Source organism: Mycolicibacterium phocaicum, assembly GCF_010731115.1.
Classification (GTDB): Bacteria; Actinomycetota; Actinomycetes; order Mycobacteriales; family Mycobacteriaceae; genus Mycobacterium; species Mycobacterium phocaicum.
The window spans coordinates 750,125-768,961 of record NZ_AP022616.1 but is presented as its reverse complement, the minus strand read 5'-3'; the positions used below and the strand labels follow the sequence as shown (position 1 = coordinate 768,961).

The window sequence follows — 18,837 nt, the reverse complement described above, 5'->3', positions numbered from 1 at the left end:
TCACTCGAAAGGTTCCTGATGCCCAATTTCCTTGACCGCCTGACCATTCCGGAAGAGTCCGGGCTCGACCCGACGATGCTGGTGCCGTTGCTGCGGCTGCTCGCCGCCGGCGAGCCGGTCACCGTGGAGGCGCTCGCCGCGGCCGTCGGCCTCCCGGTTGACGAGGTGACCCGGCGTCTGGCCGCGGTACCCGACACCGAATACGACGAGCAGGGCCGCATCGTCGGCCAGGGCCTGACCCTGCGCCCGACCCGCCACCGATTCACCGTGGCCGGCCAAGAGCTCTACACCTGGTGCGCCCTGGACACCCTCATCTTTCCCACCATCCTGGACCGGCCCGCCAGCATCGAATCCGAATCACCCGTCAGCGGGCACCCGATCAGGGTCTCGGTCGGCGAAAACGGTGTCACCAGCGTGCAGCCCGAGACCGCGGTGGTCTCGCTGGTCAACCCCGACGACCTCACCTCGATCCGGTCCTCATTCTGCAACCAGGTGCACTACTTCACCTGCGCGCAGGACGCCGCGCCGTGGCTCGCCGAGCACCCCGAAGGTCAGATCGTCAGCGTCGCTGAGGCCCACCAACTCGGCGCAGCCCTGACCACACAAATCCTTACCCAGCTCCATACCCCGCCAACTGCCCACCCCGGCTGCTGCAGCTGACCAGCCGCACCCAACCTGATGAGGAGAAATCAATGAATCAACGTCCACGAAGAAATCCCGTGCTGCTGGGTGCGGCAGCGGTGCTGGTGACGGCCCTGTGTTGCGCCGCGCCAGTCCTGATCGCCGGCGGCGCGCTCGCCGCCGTGTGTGGACTGCTCGAGAATCCATGGGTCATCGGGGCAGCCGTCGCGCTGCTGCTGGCGGCTGTGGTCGCCTTCGCCCGCCGCGGTCAACGCGGCGATCACTGCTGTCCCGCCGACAGCCATTCACCCGCGACGCACACGCTCGACGACCTGACGAAAGGAAGCATCGACAATGTCTGAAACGCGTTCGTTTACACCCCACAGGTGGGCGGGCGTTACGGCTGTGATGCTGGCAGCGGGCGCGCTGACCGCGTGCGGCCAATCGGCCACAACCAGCAATCCGACCTCACCGCCACACGCCAACGCCACAACCCAGGCGACGGCGGCGACACTGACCACGGTGGACGGCAAAACCGTCGAACTGCCCGCTGCCGCCCCGACCGCGATCCTGTTCTTCTCCTACGGGTGCGGCGAATGCGTCGGCGGCGGTAAATCCCTGGCCGCTGCTCGGGCGGCCGTGGAGAAAGCCGGAGGCAGCGCCAAGTTCCTAGCCGTCGACATCGTCCCCACCGAGAAACCCGCCGATGTTCGCCACTTCCTGGACCAGATCGGCGGCACCAGCCTGCCCGCGGTCGTCGATACTAACGGGGCCCTGACCAGCCGCTACCAGGTGACCGCGCCGACCACCGCCCTCGTCATCGACCCGTCCGGGCAGATCAGCTACCGCGGCCACGCCCCGTCCCAGGATCAGATCCTGGCCGCCCTCGGCAGCAGCGCCGCACGGTGAACCTGCTCGCGCTCGCGTTTACCGCTGGCATGCTCGCCCCGGTCAACCCCTGCGGGTTCGCGCTGCTACCGGCGTGGATCACCGGCACCATCGCCACCGGCGGCACCGATGCGGTGCTCGTGCGGCTGGCCCGGGCACTGCGCACCGGGGCCGTCCTGACCATCGGGTTCACCGGCACCCTCACCCTCGCCGGTATCGCGATCAGTGCCGGTGCCCGGACCCTGGTGACGGCTGCTCCCTGGCTCGGGATCACGATCGGGCTCACCCTGGCCATCTTGGGCGGCTTCATGCTCACCGGCCGCACCATCGGTCTGCGTATGCCTGCCCGGACGCGTCATCGGCCGGACTCCCCAACAGCCGGTGGTGTGCTCGCGGCCGGAATCGGCTACGCCCTGGCGTCACTGTCCTGCACCTTCGGGGTACTGCTCGCGGTGATCGCCCAGGCCCAGGCCACCAGCGGATGGGGCGGTCTGCTGGCAGTGTTCACCGCATACACAGCCGGTGCCGCCACCATCTTGATGCTGGTCAGCGTCGGCACCGCCATCGCCGGCACGGCCCTGACCCGGCATCTGGGTATCCTCGCCCGCCACGGGACCCGCGTCACCGCCGTTGTCCTCATCGCCACCGGCGCCTACCTCGCGTGGTACTGGCTGCCCGCGGCCACCGGGCACACCGCCAGCGGCGGCAACCTGCTCACCGGCTGGTCGGCCACCGCGACCGGATGGCTGCAGGACCACGCCCTCCCGGCCAGCGTCATTGCCGCCTTCGCTGTGGTGGTCAGCGCGGTGGCCGCGTACTGGACCACCCACCGCCGGCCAATCACCGGCAAGCAGCGCCGCCGGTGATGATTCACCGGCCGATACACCCAGCCAGATACCACTGTCCCTAACGATTAGAAAGCCGATAGATACAACCGTCGGACACAGTCAGATGCACACCACAAGTGCCTTACTGATAAGGCACATTCAAGACTGCCGACCCCTAAGCGCGACACGCCAGTTCTGCGCCGTCTGAGCGTGTCGTCAATACGGCAGTGGCGAATAGGCGTCGGTACTGCGCCCATTGCTCGACGGGGGTGGCGTCGGCATGGTGGGCGCCGGTGCGTTCGTTGATGCGGTCGAGCAGTAGCGTCGGCCAGGCGGGTTCCGTTGGCGTCCTGGGCTGTTCAACCCGAGGGCGAGCTGTGAGCAATGTTGCGGCTACGGCGATCACATCGGGGTAGGCCACCACGTGCGCTTCTAGGCCATTCTGCAGAATCCCCGCCGCCACGTGACGCTCTGCGTGAGCCCAGAAGACCAGGATGTGGCGGGCGTCGCCCAAGGCGTCATGAAGGTCGACCTCTGAATACTGACGGGCCAAGCGCCGATGCGTGCGCCCGGCACTGAGCACCGTGGGCCGGTCACGAAGATCCACCTGGTCGTCAAGAACGCGCGTTGGTGAACCGATCCAGCGTCGGTGACGGTGGCATACGGAGACATGTGCAGGCAGGTAGCAGTAGACGGGTTCGTGTATTCCCTTGCGTGCCATACATCTTTGACACAAAGGGCGGCGGAGATATTGCTTGAGCGCGGTGGGGTCGCCAGCAAGCCCGCAGAGACGGGACCGGATTACCTGCTCAGGTTGGCCGCTGACGACGGCCAACCAGTCCGGTCGCGGCCGGGCTGCGCATGATTCGGCGACATGGCCGCGCAGTGTGGAGACGCCGATATGGTTGGCGCGGGCCAGCCTGTCGATGTAGGACGATACGGCTTCCCAACGGAACGGTGCGATCGTTCGCGGGAGCCGCTGGCGTGGTCCGCGCGGCCACGGCCTGACAGTTGCCACGTCAGCTGGCCGTGCGGGCCGCGGCCGTGTGGGCGGCGTAGTCGATCAAAATATCGTCCATGGCCTCGCGGGTGATGTGCTCGGTGCCGTCGAGCATCGCTTGGATTGCTGAAGCCCGGATCAAGTGGGCCAGGCTGCCGATCATCCCGCCGGTGCGGCGGTGCAGGTAACGGGCCTGGGCGACAAGGCTTCCCGGTTCGTGTCGATGCAGACGCAAGGTACCTTCCATGGCGGCGACGAGTTGTCGCCACTCCTTGGCGTCGGGGAATGCGCTGGTGTGGATCACCCCGCAACGGCCGGCCAACTGCCGTCCCCGCGTGCCGGTGAACAGCCCCGAGCGTTCCACTTCGATCCCGGCGTAAACGAATGTCGCAGGCAGATGCTCGGTGAAGTATTTGAGGTGGTCGGACAGTTCTTCGCCGGCGCGGGTGTCGAGGTTGAGGTTGTGGATTTCATCGACCACCACGATGTCGGTACGGGCATCGATGAGCACCTGGCACACGGCATCGGAAATATCGGTCACGTTCATCCGCTGATTGAGCGTGGGAAGCCCCAGAAACCGTGCGAACTCCATCGCCAACTTGCGGGGCGACCCTTTCGGCGGGGCCGTCACATACACCACCGGAATCCGGCTCTCATCGCCGGGAAACCGTGCACGGGTGCGCAATTCGTGAAACCGACCCAGTTGCTTGATCGCCGTAGTTTTCCCCGTCGCTGCCCCGCCGGAGATGATCAGCCCGCGCCGGGCCCCGATCTCGCGCTGGTTGAGCAATGTCAACAGCCGGCCCTGATGGGTGATCGCTTCGATCGCCGACGTGGTGACCACCACCAGCTCCGAATGATGCGCAACCCGGGCCTCGTTGTAGGCCGTCCGCTCGTCCTCACCGAGGCTGGCCCACTCGTCGTCGGCGAGCAACGTGAACTCCGGCGGATCGGCATCAACAAAACGCCGCCAGCCCTCCAGCGTCGTGGTCGGCTGGCGGCGATCCTCTAACTGACCCACCGCCGCAATCTCGGTCACAGTCGCCACGTTTGGGCCTCCTTGCGTGCATCAAACACCGGCAGGGGTATGACCTCCGCCATCTCGCCGTCATCGTCGAAAGTCTCGTTGTCGGCGGCCCGTTCCGACGGTGACGGGCCATGATGTTCGGATGATTCCGTCGGGTCCGGCCAGTCCCGGCCGGCGCTCGCGGCGCTGGTCCGTCCAGTCACTCGGCGCTCGGCTTTCGTCTGCTGCTGCGGCCCAGCGGCGGCGCGGTCCAGCAAGTCCTCCGCGATGGCCGCAATCTCCGCTTCCTGGGTCTTCTGGGCCCCTCTGCGGTCGGCTACGGAGCGGGCGTGGCGCCACAGTGTCTCGCCGAACGGCACCGGCGAGGACCGAAGGTGCGTCCACGTCGCGGCCAGCCATCCGTCTTCGTGGTGATTGCGCACCCAAATCCTCGACACGTCATACGGGTCGTAGTGCACTTCCCACTGTCCGTTACGGGCATCGACCCCGGAATGCTGGCGCCGGTATGGGTTGAGCGCCTTGGCGTCATAGGTGCGATGGTTGATCCGGACCCCGTAACTGTTGATTGTGCGCCACTGCACGGGAAGCAATTCGATATAGTCGTCGGCGTCCAGTGGGACCGGTACATAGCCAGCCACCTCAACGAGGGCAGTGTATTTCTCGTTGGGAGACAACGCTTTCCCCGGCGTCACCGGATCCCGCAGGCCATCGTGGGGGCGGTTCTGCCACACCGCGATGATCCACTCGTCCAGCAGCGCCTGCAGCTCAATCATCGACCACACCGCGTCGTCCTCGGCGTTTTTCCCACGCCGCTCCACCGATGAACCGACGTAACCGGCCACGTACTGTGCGAACAGGGTGCCCACCGACTGCAATGTCCGCTCGATCTTCGGCTTATCGGTCGGGCAGTCGGGATGAGCCGGCTGCAGATTGATCCCCAATGTGCAGCACGCTTGCCGAAATGTTTGGGACAGATACGCTTTCCCGTGATCGCAGACGATCGTCTCGGGAGCGATCACCGGCCTGGCCGCAGCATCGGCCAGGCGCTGATCGACACTGGTCAGGCTGTGGTGCGGAAGTACCGACCGGGACATCCGCAGCGCATCGGCCCATCCCGGGCGCATCGGTTCGGGCGTCAATGCCCGCGCCAAGAGCAGTGACGCGTCCACTGCTTTGGTCGTCGGTCGCAGCACCGCGGCCGGGATGGACCGCGTAGCGTTGTCGACCATCGCAGTCAGCTCGACTCGGTCTACCATGCCGTCATCGAGCACTACCCGTACATCCAGAAGGGTTGAATCGATTTCCACCATCTCGCCGGGGCGCACCACGGTGATCGACCCGAATGGGCCATCGGGCTGCTTGGACAGCGATCGCCGCGTCCGTGCTGACCCGAACGTGTGCCGTCCTTCCGCGAGGCGCTTGACCAGCCGGTAGAAGGTGGGCTGCGACGGCATCGCGGGCGCGTCGTCGGCACCATAGGTGGCCACCAGCGTCTTGGCGACCCGCCGTTGCAGACGCTGCACCGTTCCCGTTGACAGGTCGGTCTCGCCCTCGATCGCATCCCGCACCGCGGCGACGACACGGTCGTCCACACGGCCGAATACCGCGCGCCGCCGATTATGGCGCCCGTCAACCACTCCCAGGAGCCCGTCCCGTTCGTAGGCAAATCGGCGACGCTGCAACGCATTCCGACTCACGTCGTGGCCGGCGGCACGCAGCTCGTCCAACTTGGCCAGCTCACGCTGCCGCAGAGATCGTTTCGCCGTGTCGAACTCTGGGCGGGGACGAATGCCCGCGGCCGTCCCAGGCGGGCGGCCGCTGAGGATCTCCACGATGTGGCGCTCCCACCACCGTGCTTGCTCGACGGCTGCCTCGGGAATGCCAGCCAGCATTTCCTCAGAACACAGTGGCGGTCGCGACCCCGACACCAATTCCAATGCCGGATCAACCATCAGCTGCGAGAGCGGCACCACAATCTGCTCGCCGACAGCGTCAACCAGTCGAGCTGATCCGCCCGACAGGGTTACGACGGTGAAAACACCTGCTGATAAACGGATTTCGTCTCCCTCTCGGACGACACCCGTTCGCACGTCAGGTCACCACCCGGTCCCGAGGCCAATCGCCGTGTCGTCGCCAAGTGCCGCTCCTTGCAGATCGGCAACTAAACGGCCGTGCCAGAGCAGATGAAACAGTACGGGCAGCACCACCAAAGGAGTCCCGACCGCGTGCACACCAGCCATCAACGGACGGACCCGAGCGAAGACCTCCGCCAGTTGATCAGCCAAACCGATCTTCAATACTCGCGGATGCCGATAACCCGACAACCAACGTAGATTCGCCCGCAGCACTGGATCGAGGGAACCGACACGCAGGTAATCCCAACCGACCATCGCGCACGTGGCGGCAGACCGATCGAACACGTCCCGATCAGCGTCAGAGATCCGGTCGTCCTCACGAACGTCGACTACGACGACAGATCCATCGCGGCGCCGCACGAAGTAGTCAGGAGCATGCCGCGTGCCGTCACGCCAATGAATCCAAAATGGTTGCGACAGAACACCAACAACATCCGGATCGGCATCCAACGCCATCAACTGGTCACGTTCTACCCAGGACTCGTGACCTACATGTGCGCCGGTTGTGGCGAACCACCACAGCCCGGGAAAGTTACGCTGACCTCGAAACGAGGGGAAATTCCGCACTGGTGAACAGTCCAACTCAAACCGGGTTGCAGCACATCGGTCCAGCGATTGCCGCGTGCATCCCTCGCGGGTGTTGAACTCCAAGTCCACTGCACTCGCTACACCTGGCCCAGCCGAAACAGCCGACGTCAGCACACATAAACGCTAAGCCTCGTGCCCCAGATTCAATGAGAAAGACACGCACTTACCCCAGATTCAATGAGAATGCCCCAGAATCAATGAGAACGGACACCAGATGACGAGATGGCATCAGGACGCCGACTGGCGGCGGGCTCGCCGAGAACGCTTTGGAATCACGAAGATTGGAACGCGCTGCACCCCTGCATTATTCGTCACTGTGACGAATGCGTCCTATTCCCAACCATTCTGTGCGGGGTAGAAGAAGATAGACTGCCCGACCATGCCCTCGCTTGCGACCTCGGCACGCAACCTGTTCGCCATCACCCTCGGCGATGGCGTGTGCCCACCGGAACCGACCGAGCACGCGGTGCTGTTCGATGAACCGCACCGCCAACTGCGGCGCTACGGCCATTCGGACGGGCGCGAGTCCGCACTGGTGCCGGTTCTGCTGGTACCGCCACTGGCCGCTTCGGCGACCTGCTACGACTTGTCGCCGGGTCAATCACTGGTGGCGCACCTACTGGAACAGGGCCGTACCCCGTACGTGGTCGACTACGGCGAAATCGGCTGGGCTGACCGGCATCTCGGTTTGGAGGCCTTCTTCGCAGACATCCTGCCGGAAGCCATCGAGCGGGTGCTCATCGATTCCGGGGCCGAGGAACTCGACCTGATCGGTTGGAGCCTCGGCGGCACGCTCAGCCTGTTGACTGCGGCTGCCAACAAGGACCTGCCCATCCGTTCGATCACCGGCATCGGCACGCCGCTGGATTACGGCCGGATCCCCGGCTATCCGGAAGTCCGACGAATCACCAAGCCCACCAACGGCTATGCGGTCACCACTGTCCTGCGCGCCATGGGCGGGGTGCCCGCCCCGGTGGTCCAGGCCGCTTACCGCGCGACGTCCTGGGATCGTGAACTCAAACGACCGTGGTTCGTCCTCAACAACCTGGGCAACACCAAAGCCTTGGCCAGAGCCGAAGTGATCGACCGCTTCCAGGACGCGTTTCCGGGATATCCGGGGCGCGCCGTATCTCAGATGTGGGGCCGGCTGATCTACCACGACGAGATCGCCACCGGCGTCGTCAATGTTGCGGGCCGGACCCTTGACCTGACGTCATTGACACTGCCGATCCAACTGTTCGGCAGCCACCGGGACGCCATCGCGCCGTGGGAATGCGTGCACAACGGGGTGACCATGCTGAAGTCGGCCGATGTTCGGTTCGCCACTGTGGAAGCCAGCCATCTCGGCTTGGTCGCATTGTCGGCCGGTGTCACCGAGACGTGGCCGGCGATCGACGACTTCCTGAAGGAACTGGACACGCGCTAGGAGGGTCCGCCGGCGGCCGTTCTATTCGGGCCTGAGGTGGCGCCACCAGCACGTGATGTACAAGCTCATCGAGGCCACCAGTGTCACGATCACCCAGAGCACTACGGACACGTCGATCCACGTCCCGATGGGTGGAGCATCGGGTAGCGCGTTGCGCAGCGGCACCACTGCGAAAAGCATTGCGGCAAACCATGTCGTCATGGGCGGCTGAAACTTGCGGCGGTTGCGTGCGGTCTGTACGGCGACCACCGCTCCTAGTACGGCAATCGTGACGAGCGCGCCGACGAGGACTGCGGCGAATGCGGCTGTGCTGGGGGAGCGCTGCGCCTTGACCCGGTAGACACCCGGTGCGGCGTCGTTGCTGCCGGCCGGAATGTGGAACATCCATCCGGGCACCCGATCGAAGAACGCGGGCGTCACTCGTATCGGTACGTGTGACGCACCCCGGAACAGTTCGACGGTGATCGGGCCCGAGCGGTAATGGTCGAATGGATAGCTGCCAGGGTCGCCGGACAGGATCAGCGCGACGGGAAAGACGTCGGGCACCATGCCTTTCGTCCATGTGCGGCGGGTCGGTGTCACTGCGGATTGCACTGCGACACTGAGGTCTTCGGTAAGACTGTGCGTTTGCGGGTCCAGCAGCGCTGGACCGGGCACGACGGTCACGTTGGCCACCATGTCGCCTTTGACCGAATGGACCTCGTTCAGGTCGATGGTTGTTGACCGTCTCTCTGGATGGCTATCACGGGGTGGCCATTCGTCATTGATCTTGCCGATGTGATCGGTGGCGTGGCCCGCCGGCTTGAGCTTGGTGGTGTGCACCATCAGTGTGATGAGGAACTGATGGGTGCGCGGCACCCCGCCGAAGTCTTGGCGGGCTCGCAGGGTGCCGCGCTGTAGTGCACGGAGGCACTGATGGTGACGGTAGAGGCTGATCTGGTCTGCGTCGAGTCCCGGTTGGCAGCTGGCCAGATCAGCTGCCCGGCGTGCTCGCAGGGTGTTCTTGGCGGCTGGGGATTCGCCCGCACTCGCCGTGTCGTCGGTCTGGCCGGTGCGGTTCGGCCGCGGCGGGCGCGGTGCCGGTCGTGTCTGGTGACCCATGTGTTGTTGCCGGTCACGGTGTTGCTGCGTAGGGCTTATGCGGCACAGGTGATTTGGGAGTCTTTGTCGCTGCGCGGCCACGGGCAGGGGTATCGGCAGATCGCTGAGCAGTTGCGGGTTCCGGCGGCCACGGTCCGCGGCTGGCTACGTCGGGCCGGCGGGCGACTTGAGGCGGTTCGGGCGCGGTTCCTCATGGTGGCGGTTCGAGTCGGGATCGATGTGACGATTCCCGACGAGCGGAGCAGTCCCTGGGGTGACGTGGTGGCGGCGGTCAACGCCGCGGCGGCGGCGATCCGGCAGCGGTTCGGACCGGCCGGATTGGTGGGCGCGGTGACGCCGGCACAGGTGCTGGTCGCGGTCAGCGGCGGCCGTCTGCTCTCACCGGGCTGGTCCTGGATGCGGTAGGTCCGGTACGCAACACCAGTTGCCTCTGACGCGGCGCGGCGTGATCGGTGATCCTCGCGAAGGCACCTGCCCGGCATTGGTTTCGGGCAGGGCCTTCGACTGCGAGGAGGGCACTGCGGTGTCATTGGAGGAGCACAAGCGTCGGGAGCGGGCCCAAGCGATCGGACTGTTCCGGTATCAGCTGATCTGCCCGGCGCTGGACGAGGGGTTATCGACCCGCCAACGGGGTCGGCTGGTCCGCGAGATCGCCGAACGTCGCCATATCGACCCGTTCGGCACCCAGGTCCAGATCGCGCGAGCCACCCTGGACCGTTGGATCCGTCGCTACCGGGCCGGCGGGTTCGAAGCGTTGGTGCCCGAGCCGCGCCGGCTGGCCACCCGCACCGATGTCGGGGTGCTGGAGCTGGCCGCCTCGTTGAAGCGGGAGAATCCGTCACGCACCACCGCCCAGGTGGCCCGCATCCTGCGCACCGCGACCGGATGGGCACCCTCGGAATCGACCCTGCTGCGCCATTTCCATCGCTGCGAGCTGATGGGCCCGGCCGCCGGTGGCGCCAGGGAGGTGTTCGGCCGGTTCGAAGCCGCCGACCCCAACGAACTGTGGGTCGGCGACGCTCTGCACGGTCCGCGGGTCGGTGACCGCAAGACCTACCTGTTCGCCTTCCTCGACGACCATTCTCGGTTGGTGGTCGGTCACCGGTTCGGGTTCGCCGAGGACACCGTGCGTCTGGCGGCCGCGCTCAAACCCGCGCTGGCCGCCCGCGGCGTGCCAGCCTCGATTTATGTCGACAATGGTTCGGCGTTCGTCGATGCCTGGCTGCTGCGGGCGTGCGCGAAACTCGGTATCCGACTGGTACATTCGGCGCCCGGGCGCCCGCAGGGACGGGGCAAGATTGAACGGTTCTTCCGCACCGTGCGTGGGCAGTTCCTCGTTGAGGTCACCGACACCACCACCGAGGACCTCGCCGCCGCCGGGGTCGACCACACCGGTGCGCTGTTGGAGCTCAACCGGCTGTTCATGGCCTGGGTCGAGACCGAATACCACCGCCGCACCCATACCGAGACCGGGCAATCCCCACTGGAGCGCTGGGACACCGGCTGGGACCGCCTTGGTCACACTCCGGAGTTGCCGACGGCGGCGGATCTGACCGAGGCGTTCTTGTGGTCGGAATTTCGGGTGGTGACCAAGACCGCCACCGTCTCCCTGCATTCCAACACCTACCAGGTCGACCCGCCCTGGCCGGGCGCCGCGTGGAGCTGGTGTTCTCCCCGTTCGACCTGCAGACCGTCGAGGTCCGCCACCGCGACCAGAGTTTCGGTGCCGCGACACCGCACACCATCAGCCGCCATGCCCACCCGAAAGCCCGACCCGAGACCGTCGAGACCCGCCGGCAACGACGGGGATCGATTACCTGGCGTTGACCGCTGCCGCCCATCACGAGCAGCTGCGTGAGGATGAACGTATCGGCTATCACGCCCTCTACGGAACCGACTCCGACGGCGACCAGGTCGCCGCTCAGCTCTCGATCACCGACCTCGCTCCCACCGAGGACGAGTTCGAGGACGGGGTGTCGGCGTGAGTATTCAACGGTTGCAATCACATTGGGGCTTCACACGGATGCCGTTCGGGCGGGATCTGGCGCCGTCGATGCTGCACCGCCACCCCGGCCACAGCGAAGCGATCGCCCGCATCGGCTGGTGTGTGGACCAATGCGCCATCGGCGTCATCACCGGCGAAGTCGGCGCTGGCAAAACCGTCGCGATCCGCGCGGCAGCCACCTCCTTGATCCGGCGCGGCACGTAATCATCTACCTCGCCAACCCCACCATCGGGGTGCGCGGCATGCTCACCCACATCGTGGCCACCCTCGGGCACACCCCGGCGTTTCACACCGCCCGGCTGGCTCCCCAAGCCGCAGACGCCTTGGCCGCCGAGCACGCTGAACGTGGCCGCAACCCCGTGTTAGTCGTCGATGAAGCCCACCTGCTCGACAACCATCAACTCGAAGCGATCCGGCTGCTGACCAACCACGACATGGACAGTGGTTCACCGTTCGCCGTGGTCCTGGTCGGGCAACCCACCCTGCGGCACCGACTGCGTCTGGGTGTTCTGGCCGCGTTGGATCAGCGCATCGCCGTGCGCTACACCCTGCCCGGCATGACAGCGGCCGACACCGCCGACTACATCGGGCATCACACCAAGATCGCCGGCCGCTCCGATGCGCTGTTCGCCGACGACGCGATGACCCTGATCCACAACGCCTCCCGTGGACATCCGCGTGCGGTCAACAATCTCGCCCTGCACGCGCTCACGGCCGCGTTCGCCGCCGGGCACTCCATCGTCGGGGAGAAAGCCGCCCGCATCGCCATCAGCGAAACAGCAACCGACTGAACCCGATCCGCTTCACCACGGCGACGACCACGTCACCGCGACGAGGATCCCGTCACCGAGATCACAAACGCCCCGCTCGCCACAGTCGAGCGGGGCGTTCTCATCAGTGCATCGTCATCAACACCGATGACGCCGACATCGTCATCTTCAACGACGGCCAACAGATGGTGACGGTGGTGCCATCGGCTGTCGGTATCGGCTCGCTGATTTGGCTCGGGTGTCCGAGGCCGGTCCTCGCGTACAGCGCGATTGTCGTGAGGTACAGGGCGACGACAACCGCCACACTCGCGACTACCCGGACTTTCATCGGCGACCCCTCCCGCATAATTGACAGCAGTGTAAGTCAGGTTTCTGCACGGATGCGCCGAAACCCCGATGGCATCGTCGGTGAAAGGTTGAACCAGGTTGCGGCCCAATGCTATTCGTCACAGTGACGAATAGCATTGCGGCAGGTTTCCCGAGACGGCAGGGGGGTGAATGGCGGTCGACTTTCGCCTGTTGTCATATCGATTGTCCGTTCTCATTTGATCTGTTGTTTTCTCAAATGAGCTGATATATCGGCGTGCCTTTCTCATTTGACCTGATACAGGCATTATCTTTGGGGCATGTCGACGCTGGCTGTGGGTGCCCGGGTCGATTCGTTCTGCGGCGCTGAGCTGGAGGTCGCCATGGATGGTCAGCGCTCCCGGCTGCCGTTGGAGCGAGCCTGTGCGATCGGTTTCGATACCGATTGCGGTCCGGTCCGGCGGTTTCCTTCGTTTCGCGGGCAACGCAATTTTCCTGGTTCGTGGTGGTTGACCGGTACTCGCACCCATGTCGGTTATGAATCGTGGCTGGAGCGCGATCATGTGATGGCTTTTGACGCCGACCCTGATGTCATTGGCGTTGCCTCGCAACCGTTTCGGATTCATTGGCCCGATGGGCGCCATCATGTTCCGGACTTCTACGTCCGGCGCTCTGATGGCACCGTGTTGATCGTTGACGTTCGCGCTGATGACCGCATTAAGCCGGCCGACGCCGAACTGTTTGCCTGGTCCGAGGTGGCGTGCTCGGCCGTGGGTTGGCGTTATCGCCGCGTCGGTGCGCTCGATCCCATCCTGGCGGCCAACCTGCGGTGGCTGTCGGGTTACCGGCATTCGCGGGTGCTGCGCCCGGGCCTGGCGGCCGAGCTGCTCGCACATTTCGCCCAGGAGCGGCCGTTGCTGGCGGGCGCGAAGGCGGTCGGCAACCAGGTAGCGGCGTTACCTGTGCTGTTTCACTTGTTGTGGCACCGGCGGTTGGTGGCGGATTTGACGCTGTCGGTGCTCGACGATCAGACCTCCGTGGTCGCGGCCGCAGCATGACCAGTGGGCGCAGCGGCGTGATCGGGGTGGGCGACGAAATCCGGTTGGGTGCACAGGTTTTCACCGTCGCTACCCTGTCAGGTCAGACAGTCCGGCTGATCGACGCGGTGGGCGAACGTCGCGTGATGTCGTTGTCGGCGCTGTTGGCTGATCCCTCGTTGGCGGTGCTGGCTGGGTCGCGGCCGGCGTTGTGGTCGGCAGCCGTGCTTGATGGTGTTCCTGATGAGGTCGCCCGCCGTGCCCAGTGGTGGGAGCGGCACGTGGTGGAGGTGTTGACCGGCCGCCCCCCTGGCATCGAACCGGGATGGGCGCCCCGGCCACAGTTCGATCCGGCGACGCGTTCGTTGCGCCAACGTGAGATCGCCAAGCTCGCCGAATTGCACGCGGCCGGCGAGGAGATGACGTTGCTGACGTTGCAGCGCCAGCGCCGCCGGTATGAGGATATGGGCCTGCTGGGCCTTGTCGACGGCCGCTACCGGGCGCGCCGCCCGGTGTTAGGCCGCGTCGATGAGCGCGTGGTCGCGGTGGTGCGGCGGCTGATCGACGAGGAAACCGACATGTCGACCGGCACGGTAAGCCGGCTGCGCCGCCGCGTGGAAAAGGCCCTGGTAGCCGAATACGGGCCCGAGAACGCGCCGAAAGTCCCGGCGCAGGCCACGTTCTATCGGCTGGTTAACCGCCTCGCTGAGGGCCGGCACACCTTCGGATCGGCGCGTACGCGCCGATCGCTGGCCAAACAACCCGAGGGCCCATTCGGCGCGGTGACGGTTGCCCGCCCAGGTGAGATGGTCGAGATTGATTCGACGCCACTGGATGTGCGGGTCGTCCTTGACGACGGTGTGGTCGATCGGGTTGAGCTGACCGCCATGGTCGATAGCGCAACCCGCACGATTGTGGCGGCGGTGTTGCGGCCCACGACCAAGTCGGTTGATGCCGCGCTGCTGTTGGCGAGGGCCTTGACCCCCGAGCCGATGCGTCCCGGATGGTCGGACGCGCTGCGGATGTCGCGGTCGGTGCTGCCGCACCGCAGCCTCACCGATGTCGACCAGCGCCTAGCCGATGCCGCCGCACGGCCGGTGATCGCTCCCGAAACGATCGTGTTCGATCACGGGAAAGCGTTTCTGTCACAAACATTTCGGCAGGCCTGCTGCTCATTGGGTATCAATCTGCAGCCCGCGCACCCCGACACCCCCACCGATAAGCCGAAAGTGGAACGCACTCTGCAGTCGGTGGCGACGTTGTTCGCCCAGCACGTCGCGGGCTACGTCGGTTCCAGCGTCGAATACCGGGGCAAGAACGCCGACCAGCAGGCGGTCTGGTCGATGCTGGAACTGCAAGCGCTCCTGGATGAGTGGATCGTCGCGGTGTGGCAGAACCGCCCCCACGATGGGTTGCGTGATCCGGTGACGCCAGGAAAGGCGTTGACCCCCAACGAAAAATACGCGGCATTGGTGGAGATCGCCGGGTACGTGCCGGTGCCGTTGTCGGCCGATGACTACATCGAGCTGCTGCCGACCACCTGGCGCACGATCAACTCCTACGGGATCCGGGTCAACAACCGCACCTACGATGCCCGCGCATTGAACCCCTACCGTCGGCAAGACTCCGGCGTGCGATCGCATAACGGCCAGTGGGAAGTGCATTACGACCCCTACGACGTGTCGCGGATCTGGGTGCGTAATCACCACGACGGCGGGTGGATCACCGCCGTATGGAAACACCTGCGCAGCACGCCCGTTCCTTTCGGTGAAGCGGCGTGGCGCCAGGCCCGCATCATCGTTGCCCAGCGCGGCCGCGACCACGTCACCGAATCGGAGATCGCCGCCGCGGCCGACGCCCTTCTTGATCGCGCGCAACACGGCCCCACCGGCGACGATGAAACACCGCCACCGGCAAGTTCAGCGGCGCGACGAACTGCGGCGCGCACCCGCGCCACCGGCGATCCGTCATGGCCACGCCCCGCGGTTGAGGCGTCGGAGGCTGCTGTGCCCGCTGGGCCGCAGGAATTCGATGAGGATGACGACATCGCCGAGGTCATTCCGCTGCCCGTGTTCGATGCCCGTAAGGAGGCTGAGCAATGGCGTTGGTGAGCCCGATCAGTCAGCTCGAAGATCGACGACAACCCACCACCACTTTGGAGGGCTGGCGGCGGTTCATCGATGCCGACCGACCCGAGTTCACGCTGCTACCGGAGCAGGAATGGGCGGGGCTGGACGATGTGAGCCGGATGGCCTACAACGAGGCGCGGGTGGCCCATCACTCCGAACTTGTGGTGGTCACTACCTCGGCGATCCAGAAGATCACCAACGAAGGCCAGTTGCTGACGCTGCTCAATCAGCGCGAGATCGGCGCCCGGCGCGGGCTGATTGTTTCCGGTGGCGCCGCGACCGGAAAGACCACCGCGATCAAACAACTCGGCCGTTTCCACGAGCTGCGGATACGGGCCCGTTTCACTGACACCGCCCGCATCCCGGTCGTCTATGTGACCGCACCCCCGAAAGGATCGCCCCGCAAGCTGGCGATGGAATTCGCCCGGTTCCTCGGGCTGCCGCCGGTCCGGTCGCGGATGAATGTCACTGATATCGCTGACGCGGTCTGCCAGGTGCTCATCGACGCCCGCACCGATGTGGTCGTGGTTGATGAGATTCATAACCTGAACCTCGATACTCGTGCCGGAGAAGAACTTTCCGACCATTTGAAGTACTTCACCGAGCACCTGCCCGCCACGTTCATCTACGCCGGGATCGATGTGGAACGCTCTGGGGTGTTCACCGGCACCCGGGGCCGGCAACTCGCCGGCAGGTGCGCGGTGATCAACACGTCCGCCTTCCCGTATGGCCAGGAGTGGAAACCGTTGGTCGCCGCCATGGAAAGTACGTTGCGGCTGCATCGCCACGAGCCTGGAACCCTGGTCAAGCAGGCCAAATACCTTCATCAGCGCACGGGCGGGATGATCGGCAGCCTGGCGCATTTGATCCGTTCGGCTGCGATCCGGGCGATGCTCGATCAAACCGAACAGATCACTCGTGAATCGATGGACAGTGTGCTCATCGACTACGCCGCCCAGACCTCCGCGCAGCGCAGCGCCAGCTGATCAGATATGACGGCGGTGAGTGTGCGCTGGCCCGAACCGGCTGTTCGGGCTCTACCGCGACCGGTCACCGCATTCCAGTTTGAAACCGTTCATTCCTTCATCACGCGGCTTGCGCACGCCAATCATGTTGCGCCACAGGACTTACGCGGATACGCCGCCCGCCCGGGTGACTACTATCCCAACACCGAGCGTCTCGGATTGCTCAGTGGATATCCGCCCGCGGTACTGCTGAACCGATTGCGGGGCCTGCGCCCGGATGAGCGTGACGCCACCCGTCAACGGGCACGATCACGGCCGGCGTGCCGCTGGTGTTGCGCCCGGCGCGGCGTGAACGAACCCGTTCACTGCTGGTTTCCCGACCACGTGACCGCGTGTTATCGCCATTACCGCTGGATCGGCCCGTCCGCGAACACCTGGGATGATCAAGTGTCACTGACCGGCCACCATGGCGTGATCGCCGCCGCCAGGAGGCACGCGCGCCTGCACCGGCTCCATCATCCCGACATCATCGAGGCCGCACTGAACGACGCACTGCGCATCGTCATGCGGCAGCGTCGCCTCGACGGCCAGCCCGAGTGCGATATCACCAACGCCAGCCCATCGGCACGATGGGCTACCGCCAAAGACGTACGCACACACCTGACGACCTACCCGCAGGTCATCACTGTCGCCGGAGCCATCATCGCCCATCGGCCACTACTGCTGAACGCCGGCAACGAAAACCTTGTCATCGCAGCGTTTCTCGCCCGTGCATACATGGCGTTCCACCCGAAGACTGACAGCGTCGAGGAAGCACTGCGGTGCTGGCTCTACGACCAACAGATCATCCGCCGCTCACGTCATGGCGCCCGCAATGGTTAGCCCACACAGCGATCCGCGATCGGCTCACCTTGATGGCGACATCCTCGAGACCGGTGCCAACGCCCACCGCGTGGACGACAGCACTTAAAACACATACCGCCCCCGAGATCGCCGCACGTAGACTTGACTGTGTGGGGGACGTGATCGAAGTTGACAGTCAGGGATTGGGTGTGCTGGCCGCACAGTGCGACCAGGCGAGCAACGCGCTGAACATCGTCCCCGCTCCCATGGCGGGTCCGGCCCGCCAGGCTACCGCGACCGCAGTCGCTGGCGCCTACACCGACTTTCACGCCGCAGCTGGAGTTCTGGCCGCCCGAGCCACGTCAACGGGGTACAAGCTGCGCACCGCCAGTGGCCTCTACCACACGACCGACGACGAGTCTGCACAGAACTTGACGAGGGAGCTCTGAGATGCCGAACGTCAACACCGCTGGGCTGCCGGGCCTGTCGCAGATCACCGAATGGGACACCACGCACCTGCAGACCGCGGCCCGTGACTGGTCGGCGGCCGCGCAGCGATGGGAGGACCATTTCACCGTGATCCACCAGGGCACGCTCTCGCCAGGCGGCACCGTGTGGGAAGGACCCGCAGCCGATGCGGCGGCCGACCGGACTTTCGGCGACCTGGTGAAAGTGCGCGGTGCCGCCAACTGCTTGTACGACGCCGCGGGTGTTGCCCGCAACGGCGCCGATGAGCTGGCGTGGGCCAAAGGCCGTGTGCTGGAAGCGGTCACCGACGCCCAAGAGGCGCAGTTCGTCGTCACCGAGAACCTGTCGGTCAGCGACCCGACCACCACCGTGCTGATGCGCGGCTGGGAAACCCGGCAAGCACAGGCACAGGAGCATGCCGCCGAGATCGTTTCGCGAGCAACGATTCTCGCCGCGACGGACCGGGAGGTAGCCGGCAAAATCACGGCCGCGCTAGCCCCGCTGCGTGAGCTGCGGTTCGACGAGCCCACGGACTCTCCGGTCCAGTTGGACGGCTGGCACTCGGCGCCGCCGACGGGCATCGTGTGGTGCCGAGACCATCCTGGTGGCGGATTCATGTGCCGCGAATTGCTACCGAACGGCACGATCTCAATATTCGCGTCACCGACCGACATCAGTGGCCACTGGCCGGACTGACGAGA

General features: G+C 65.4%; 18 protein-coding genes and 2 pseudogenes. 14 read left to right on the top strand and 6 right to left on the bottom strand.

Annotation, left to right across the window (positions count from 1 at the left end; translation table 11 throughout):
* Positions 1-18: 18 nt before the first annotated feature.
* The 4 genes from merB to G6N46_RS03755 are packed head-to-tail and all read left to right on the top strand — an operon-like array spanning position 19 to position 2,375.
* Positions 19-660, top strand: a complete 642-nt coding sequence (gene merB / locus G6N46_RS03770) for an organomercurial lyase MerB (protein ID WP_005148656.1) — start codon at positions 19-21, stop codon at positions 658-660.
* A gap of 32 nt (positions 661-692) precedes the next feature.
* Positions 693-983 carry a mercuric ion transporter MerT gene (locus G6N46_RS03765; protein WP_005148657.1) on the top strand — a complete coding sequence of 97 codons (291 nt, stop codon included), beginning with the start codon at positions 693-695 and terminating at the stop codon, positions 981-983.
* Between the two features lie 46 nt (positions 984-1,029).
* Positions 1,030-1,530 (top strand): TlpA family protein disulfide reductase, encoded by a 501-nt coding sequence (locus tag G6N46_RS03760; RefSeq protein WP_225433764.1) that lies wholly within the window; start codon positions 1,030-1,032, stop codon positions 1,528-1,530.
* A complete protein-coding gene (locus tag G6N46_RS03755) occupies positions 1,527-2,375 on the top strand; it encodes a cytochrome c biogenesis CcdA family protein (RefSeq protein WP_005148659.1) in 849 nt (282 codons plus the stop codon). The genes G6N46_RS03760 and G6N46_RS03755 overlap by 4 nt, the downstream gene beginning before the upstream one ends.
* A gap of 136 nt (positions 2,376-2,511) precedes the next feature.
* Here G6N46_RS03755 and G6N46_RS28550 read toward each other — a convergent pair whose 3' ends face one another.
* The 4 genes from G6N46_RS28550 to G6N46_RS03735 form a co-directional block, all read right to left on the bottom strand.
* On the bottom strand, positions 2,512-3,057 hold the full coding sequence (locus tag G6N46_RS28550) for a hypothetical protein (RefSeq protein WP_226522004.1): 546 nt from the start codon (positions 3,055-3,057) through the stop codon (positions 2,512-2,514).
* A 298-nt stretch (positions 3,058-3,355) separates the two neighbouring features.
* On the bottom strand, positions 3,356-4,384 hold the full coding sequence (locus G6N46_RS03745) for a TniB family NTP-binding protein (RefSeq protein ID WP_005148661.1): 1,029 nt from the start codon (positions 4,382-4,384) through the stop codon (positions 3,356-3,358).
* Positions 4,372-6,336 (bottom strand): TnsB C-terminal domain-containing protein, encoded by a 1,965-nt coding sequence (locus G6N46_RS03740; protein WP_005148662.1) that lies wholly within the window; start codon positions 6,334-6,336, stop codon positions 4,372-4,374. Before G6N46_RS03740 ends, G6N46_RS03745 begins: the two co-directional genes overlap by 13 nt.
* A gap of 123 nt (positions 6,337-6,459) precedes the next feature.
* Positions 6,460-7,200, bottom strand: a complete 741-nt coding sequence (locus G6N46_RS03735; protein WP_011894084.1) for a TnsA-like heteromeric transposase endonuclease subunit — start codon at positions 7,198-7,200, stop codon at positions 6,460-6,462.
* Positions 7,201-7,465: 265 nt separating this feature from the next.
* Between G6N46_RS03735 and G6N46_RS03730 the strand changes: the two genes are divergently transcribed.
* Positions 7,466-8,512 (top strand): alpha/beta fold hydrolase, encoded by a 1,047-nt coding sequence (locus G6N46_RS03730; protein ID WP_061001266.1) that lies wholly within the window; start codon positions 7,466-7,468, stop codon positions 8,510-8,512.
* A gap of 21 nt (positions 8,513-8,533) precedes the next feature.
* Here the strand turns inward: G6N46_RS03730 and G6N46_RS03725 are convergent, their stop codons facing one another.
* Positions 8,534-9,370: a DUF4436 domain-containing protein gene (locus G6N46_RS03725; RefSeq protein ID WP_234880660.1), complete on the bottom strand. Its 837-nt coding sequence runs from the start codon at positions 9,368-9,370 to the stop codon at positions 8,534-8,536.
* A 57-nt stretch (positions 9,371-9,427) separates the two neighbouring features.
* Between G6N46_RS03725 and G6N46_RS03720 the strand changes: the two genes are divergently transcribed.
* The 3 genes and pseudogenes from G6N46_RS03720 to G6N46_RS03710 all read left to right on the top strand — a co-directional run bounded on the left by G6N46_RS03720 (position 9,428) and on the right by G6N46_RS03710 (position 12,409).
* On the top strand, positions 9,428-10,018 hold the full coding sequence (locus tag G6N46_RS03720; protein WP_061000565.1) for a hypothetical protein: 591 nt from the start codon (positions 9,428-9,430) through the stop codon (positions 10,016-10,018).
* A gap of 118 nt (positions 10,019-10,136) precedes the next feature.
* Positions 10,137-11,598, top strand: a pseudogene (locus G6N46_RS03715) (DDE-type integrase/transposase/recombinase).
* A 38-nt stretch (positions 11,599-11,636) separates the two neighbouring features.
* A pseudogene (locus G6N46_RS03710) lies at positions 11,637-12,409 on the top strand (ExeA family protein).
* 103 nt (positions 12,410-12,512) lie between these two features.
* Here the strand turns inward: G6N46_RS03710 and G6N46_RS03705 are convergent.
* Complete coding sequence (locus G6N46_RS03705) at positions 12,513-12,716, bottom strand: hypothetical protein (RefSeq protein ID WP_174814013.1); 204 nt, start codon at positions 12,714-12,716, stop codon at positions 12,513-12,515.
* Positions 12,717-13,014: 298 nt separating this feature from the next.
* On the opposite strand from G6N46_RS03705, the gene G6N46_RS03700 reads away from it, so the two are divergent.
* The 6 genes from G6N46_RS03700 to G6N46_RS03675 all read left to right on the top strand — a co-directional run bounded on the left by G6N46_RS03700 (position 13,015) and on the right by G6N46_RS03675 (position 18,832).
* Positions 13,015-13,752, top strand: coding sequence for a TnsA-like heteromeric transposase endonuclease subunit (locus tag G6N46_RS03700; protein WP_234880755.1), 738 nt, complete (start codon positions 13,015-13,017; stop codon positions 13,750-13,752).
* 125 nt (positions 13,753-13,877) lie between these two features.
* Complete coding sequence (locus tag G6N46_RS03695) at positions 13,878-15,842, top strand: Mu transposase C-terminal domain-containing protein (RefSeq protein ID WP_138250585.1); 1,965 nt, start codon at positions 13,878-13,880, stop codon at positions 15,840-15,842.
* A complete protein-coding gene (locus G6N46_RS03690) occupies positions 15,830-16,846 on the top strand; it encodes a TniB family NTP-binding protein (protein ID WP_138250398.1) in 1,017 nt (338 codons plus the stop codon). Before G6N46_RS03695 ends, G6N46_RS03690 begins: the two co-directional genes overlap by 13 nt.
* Before the next feature lie 327 nt (positions 16,847-17,173).
* On the top strand, positions 17,174-17,707 hold the full coding sequence (locus G6N46_RS29030) for a hypothetical protein (protein WP_235688671.1): 534 nt from the start codon (positions 17,174-17,176) through the stop codon (positions 17,705-17,707).
* 131 nt (positions 17,708-17,838) lie between these two features.
* Positions 17,839-18,117 carry a type VII secretion target gene (locus tag G6N46_RS03680; protein ID WP_163692579.1) on the top strand — a complete coding sequence of 93 codons (279 nt, stop codon included), beginning with the start codon at positions 17,839-17,841 and terminating at the stop codon, positions 18,115-18,117.
* 1 nt (position 18,118) lies between these two features.
* Positions 18,119-18,832 carry a hypothetical protein gene (locus G6N46_RS03675; RefSeq protein WP_138250395.1) on the top strand — a complete coding sequence of 238 codons (714 nt, stop codon included), beginning with the start codon at positions 18,119-18,121 and terminating at the stop codon, positions 18,830-18,832.
* The last annotated feature ends 5 nt before the right edge of the window (positions 18,833-18,837 follow it).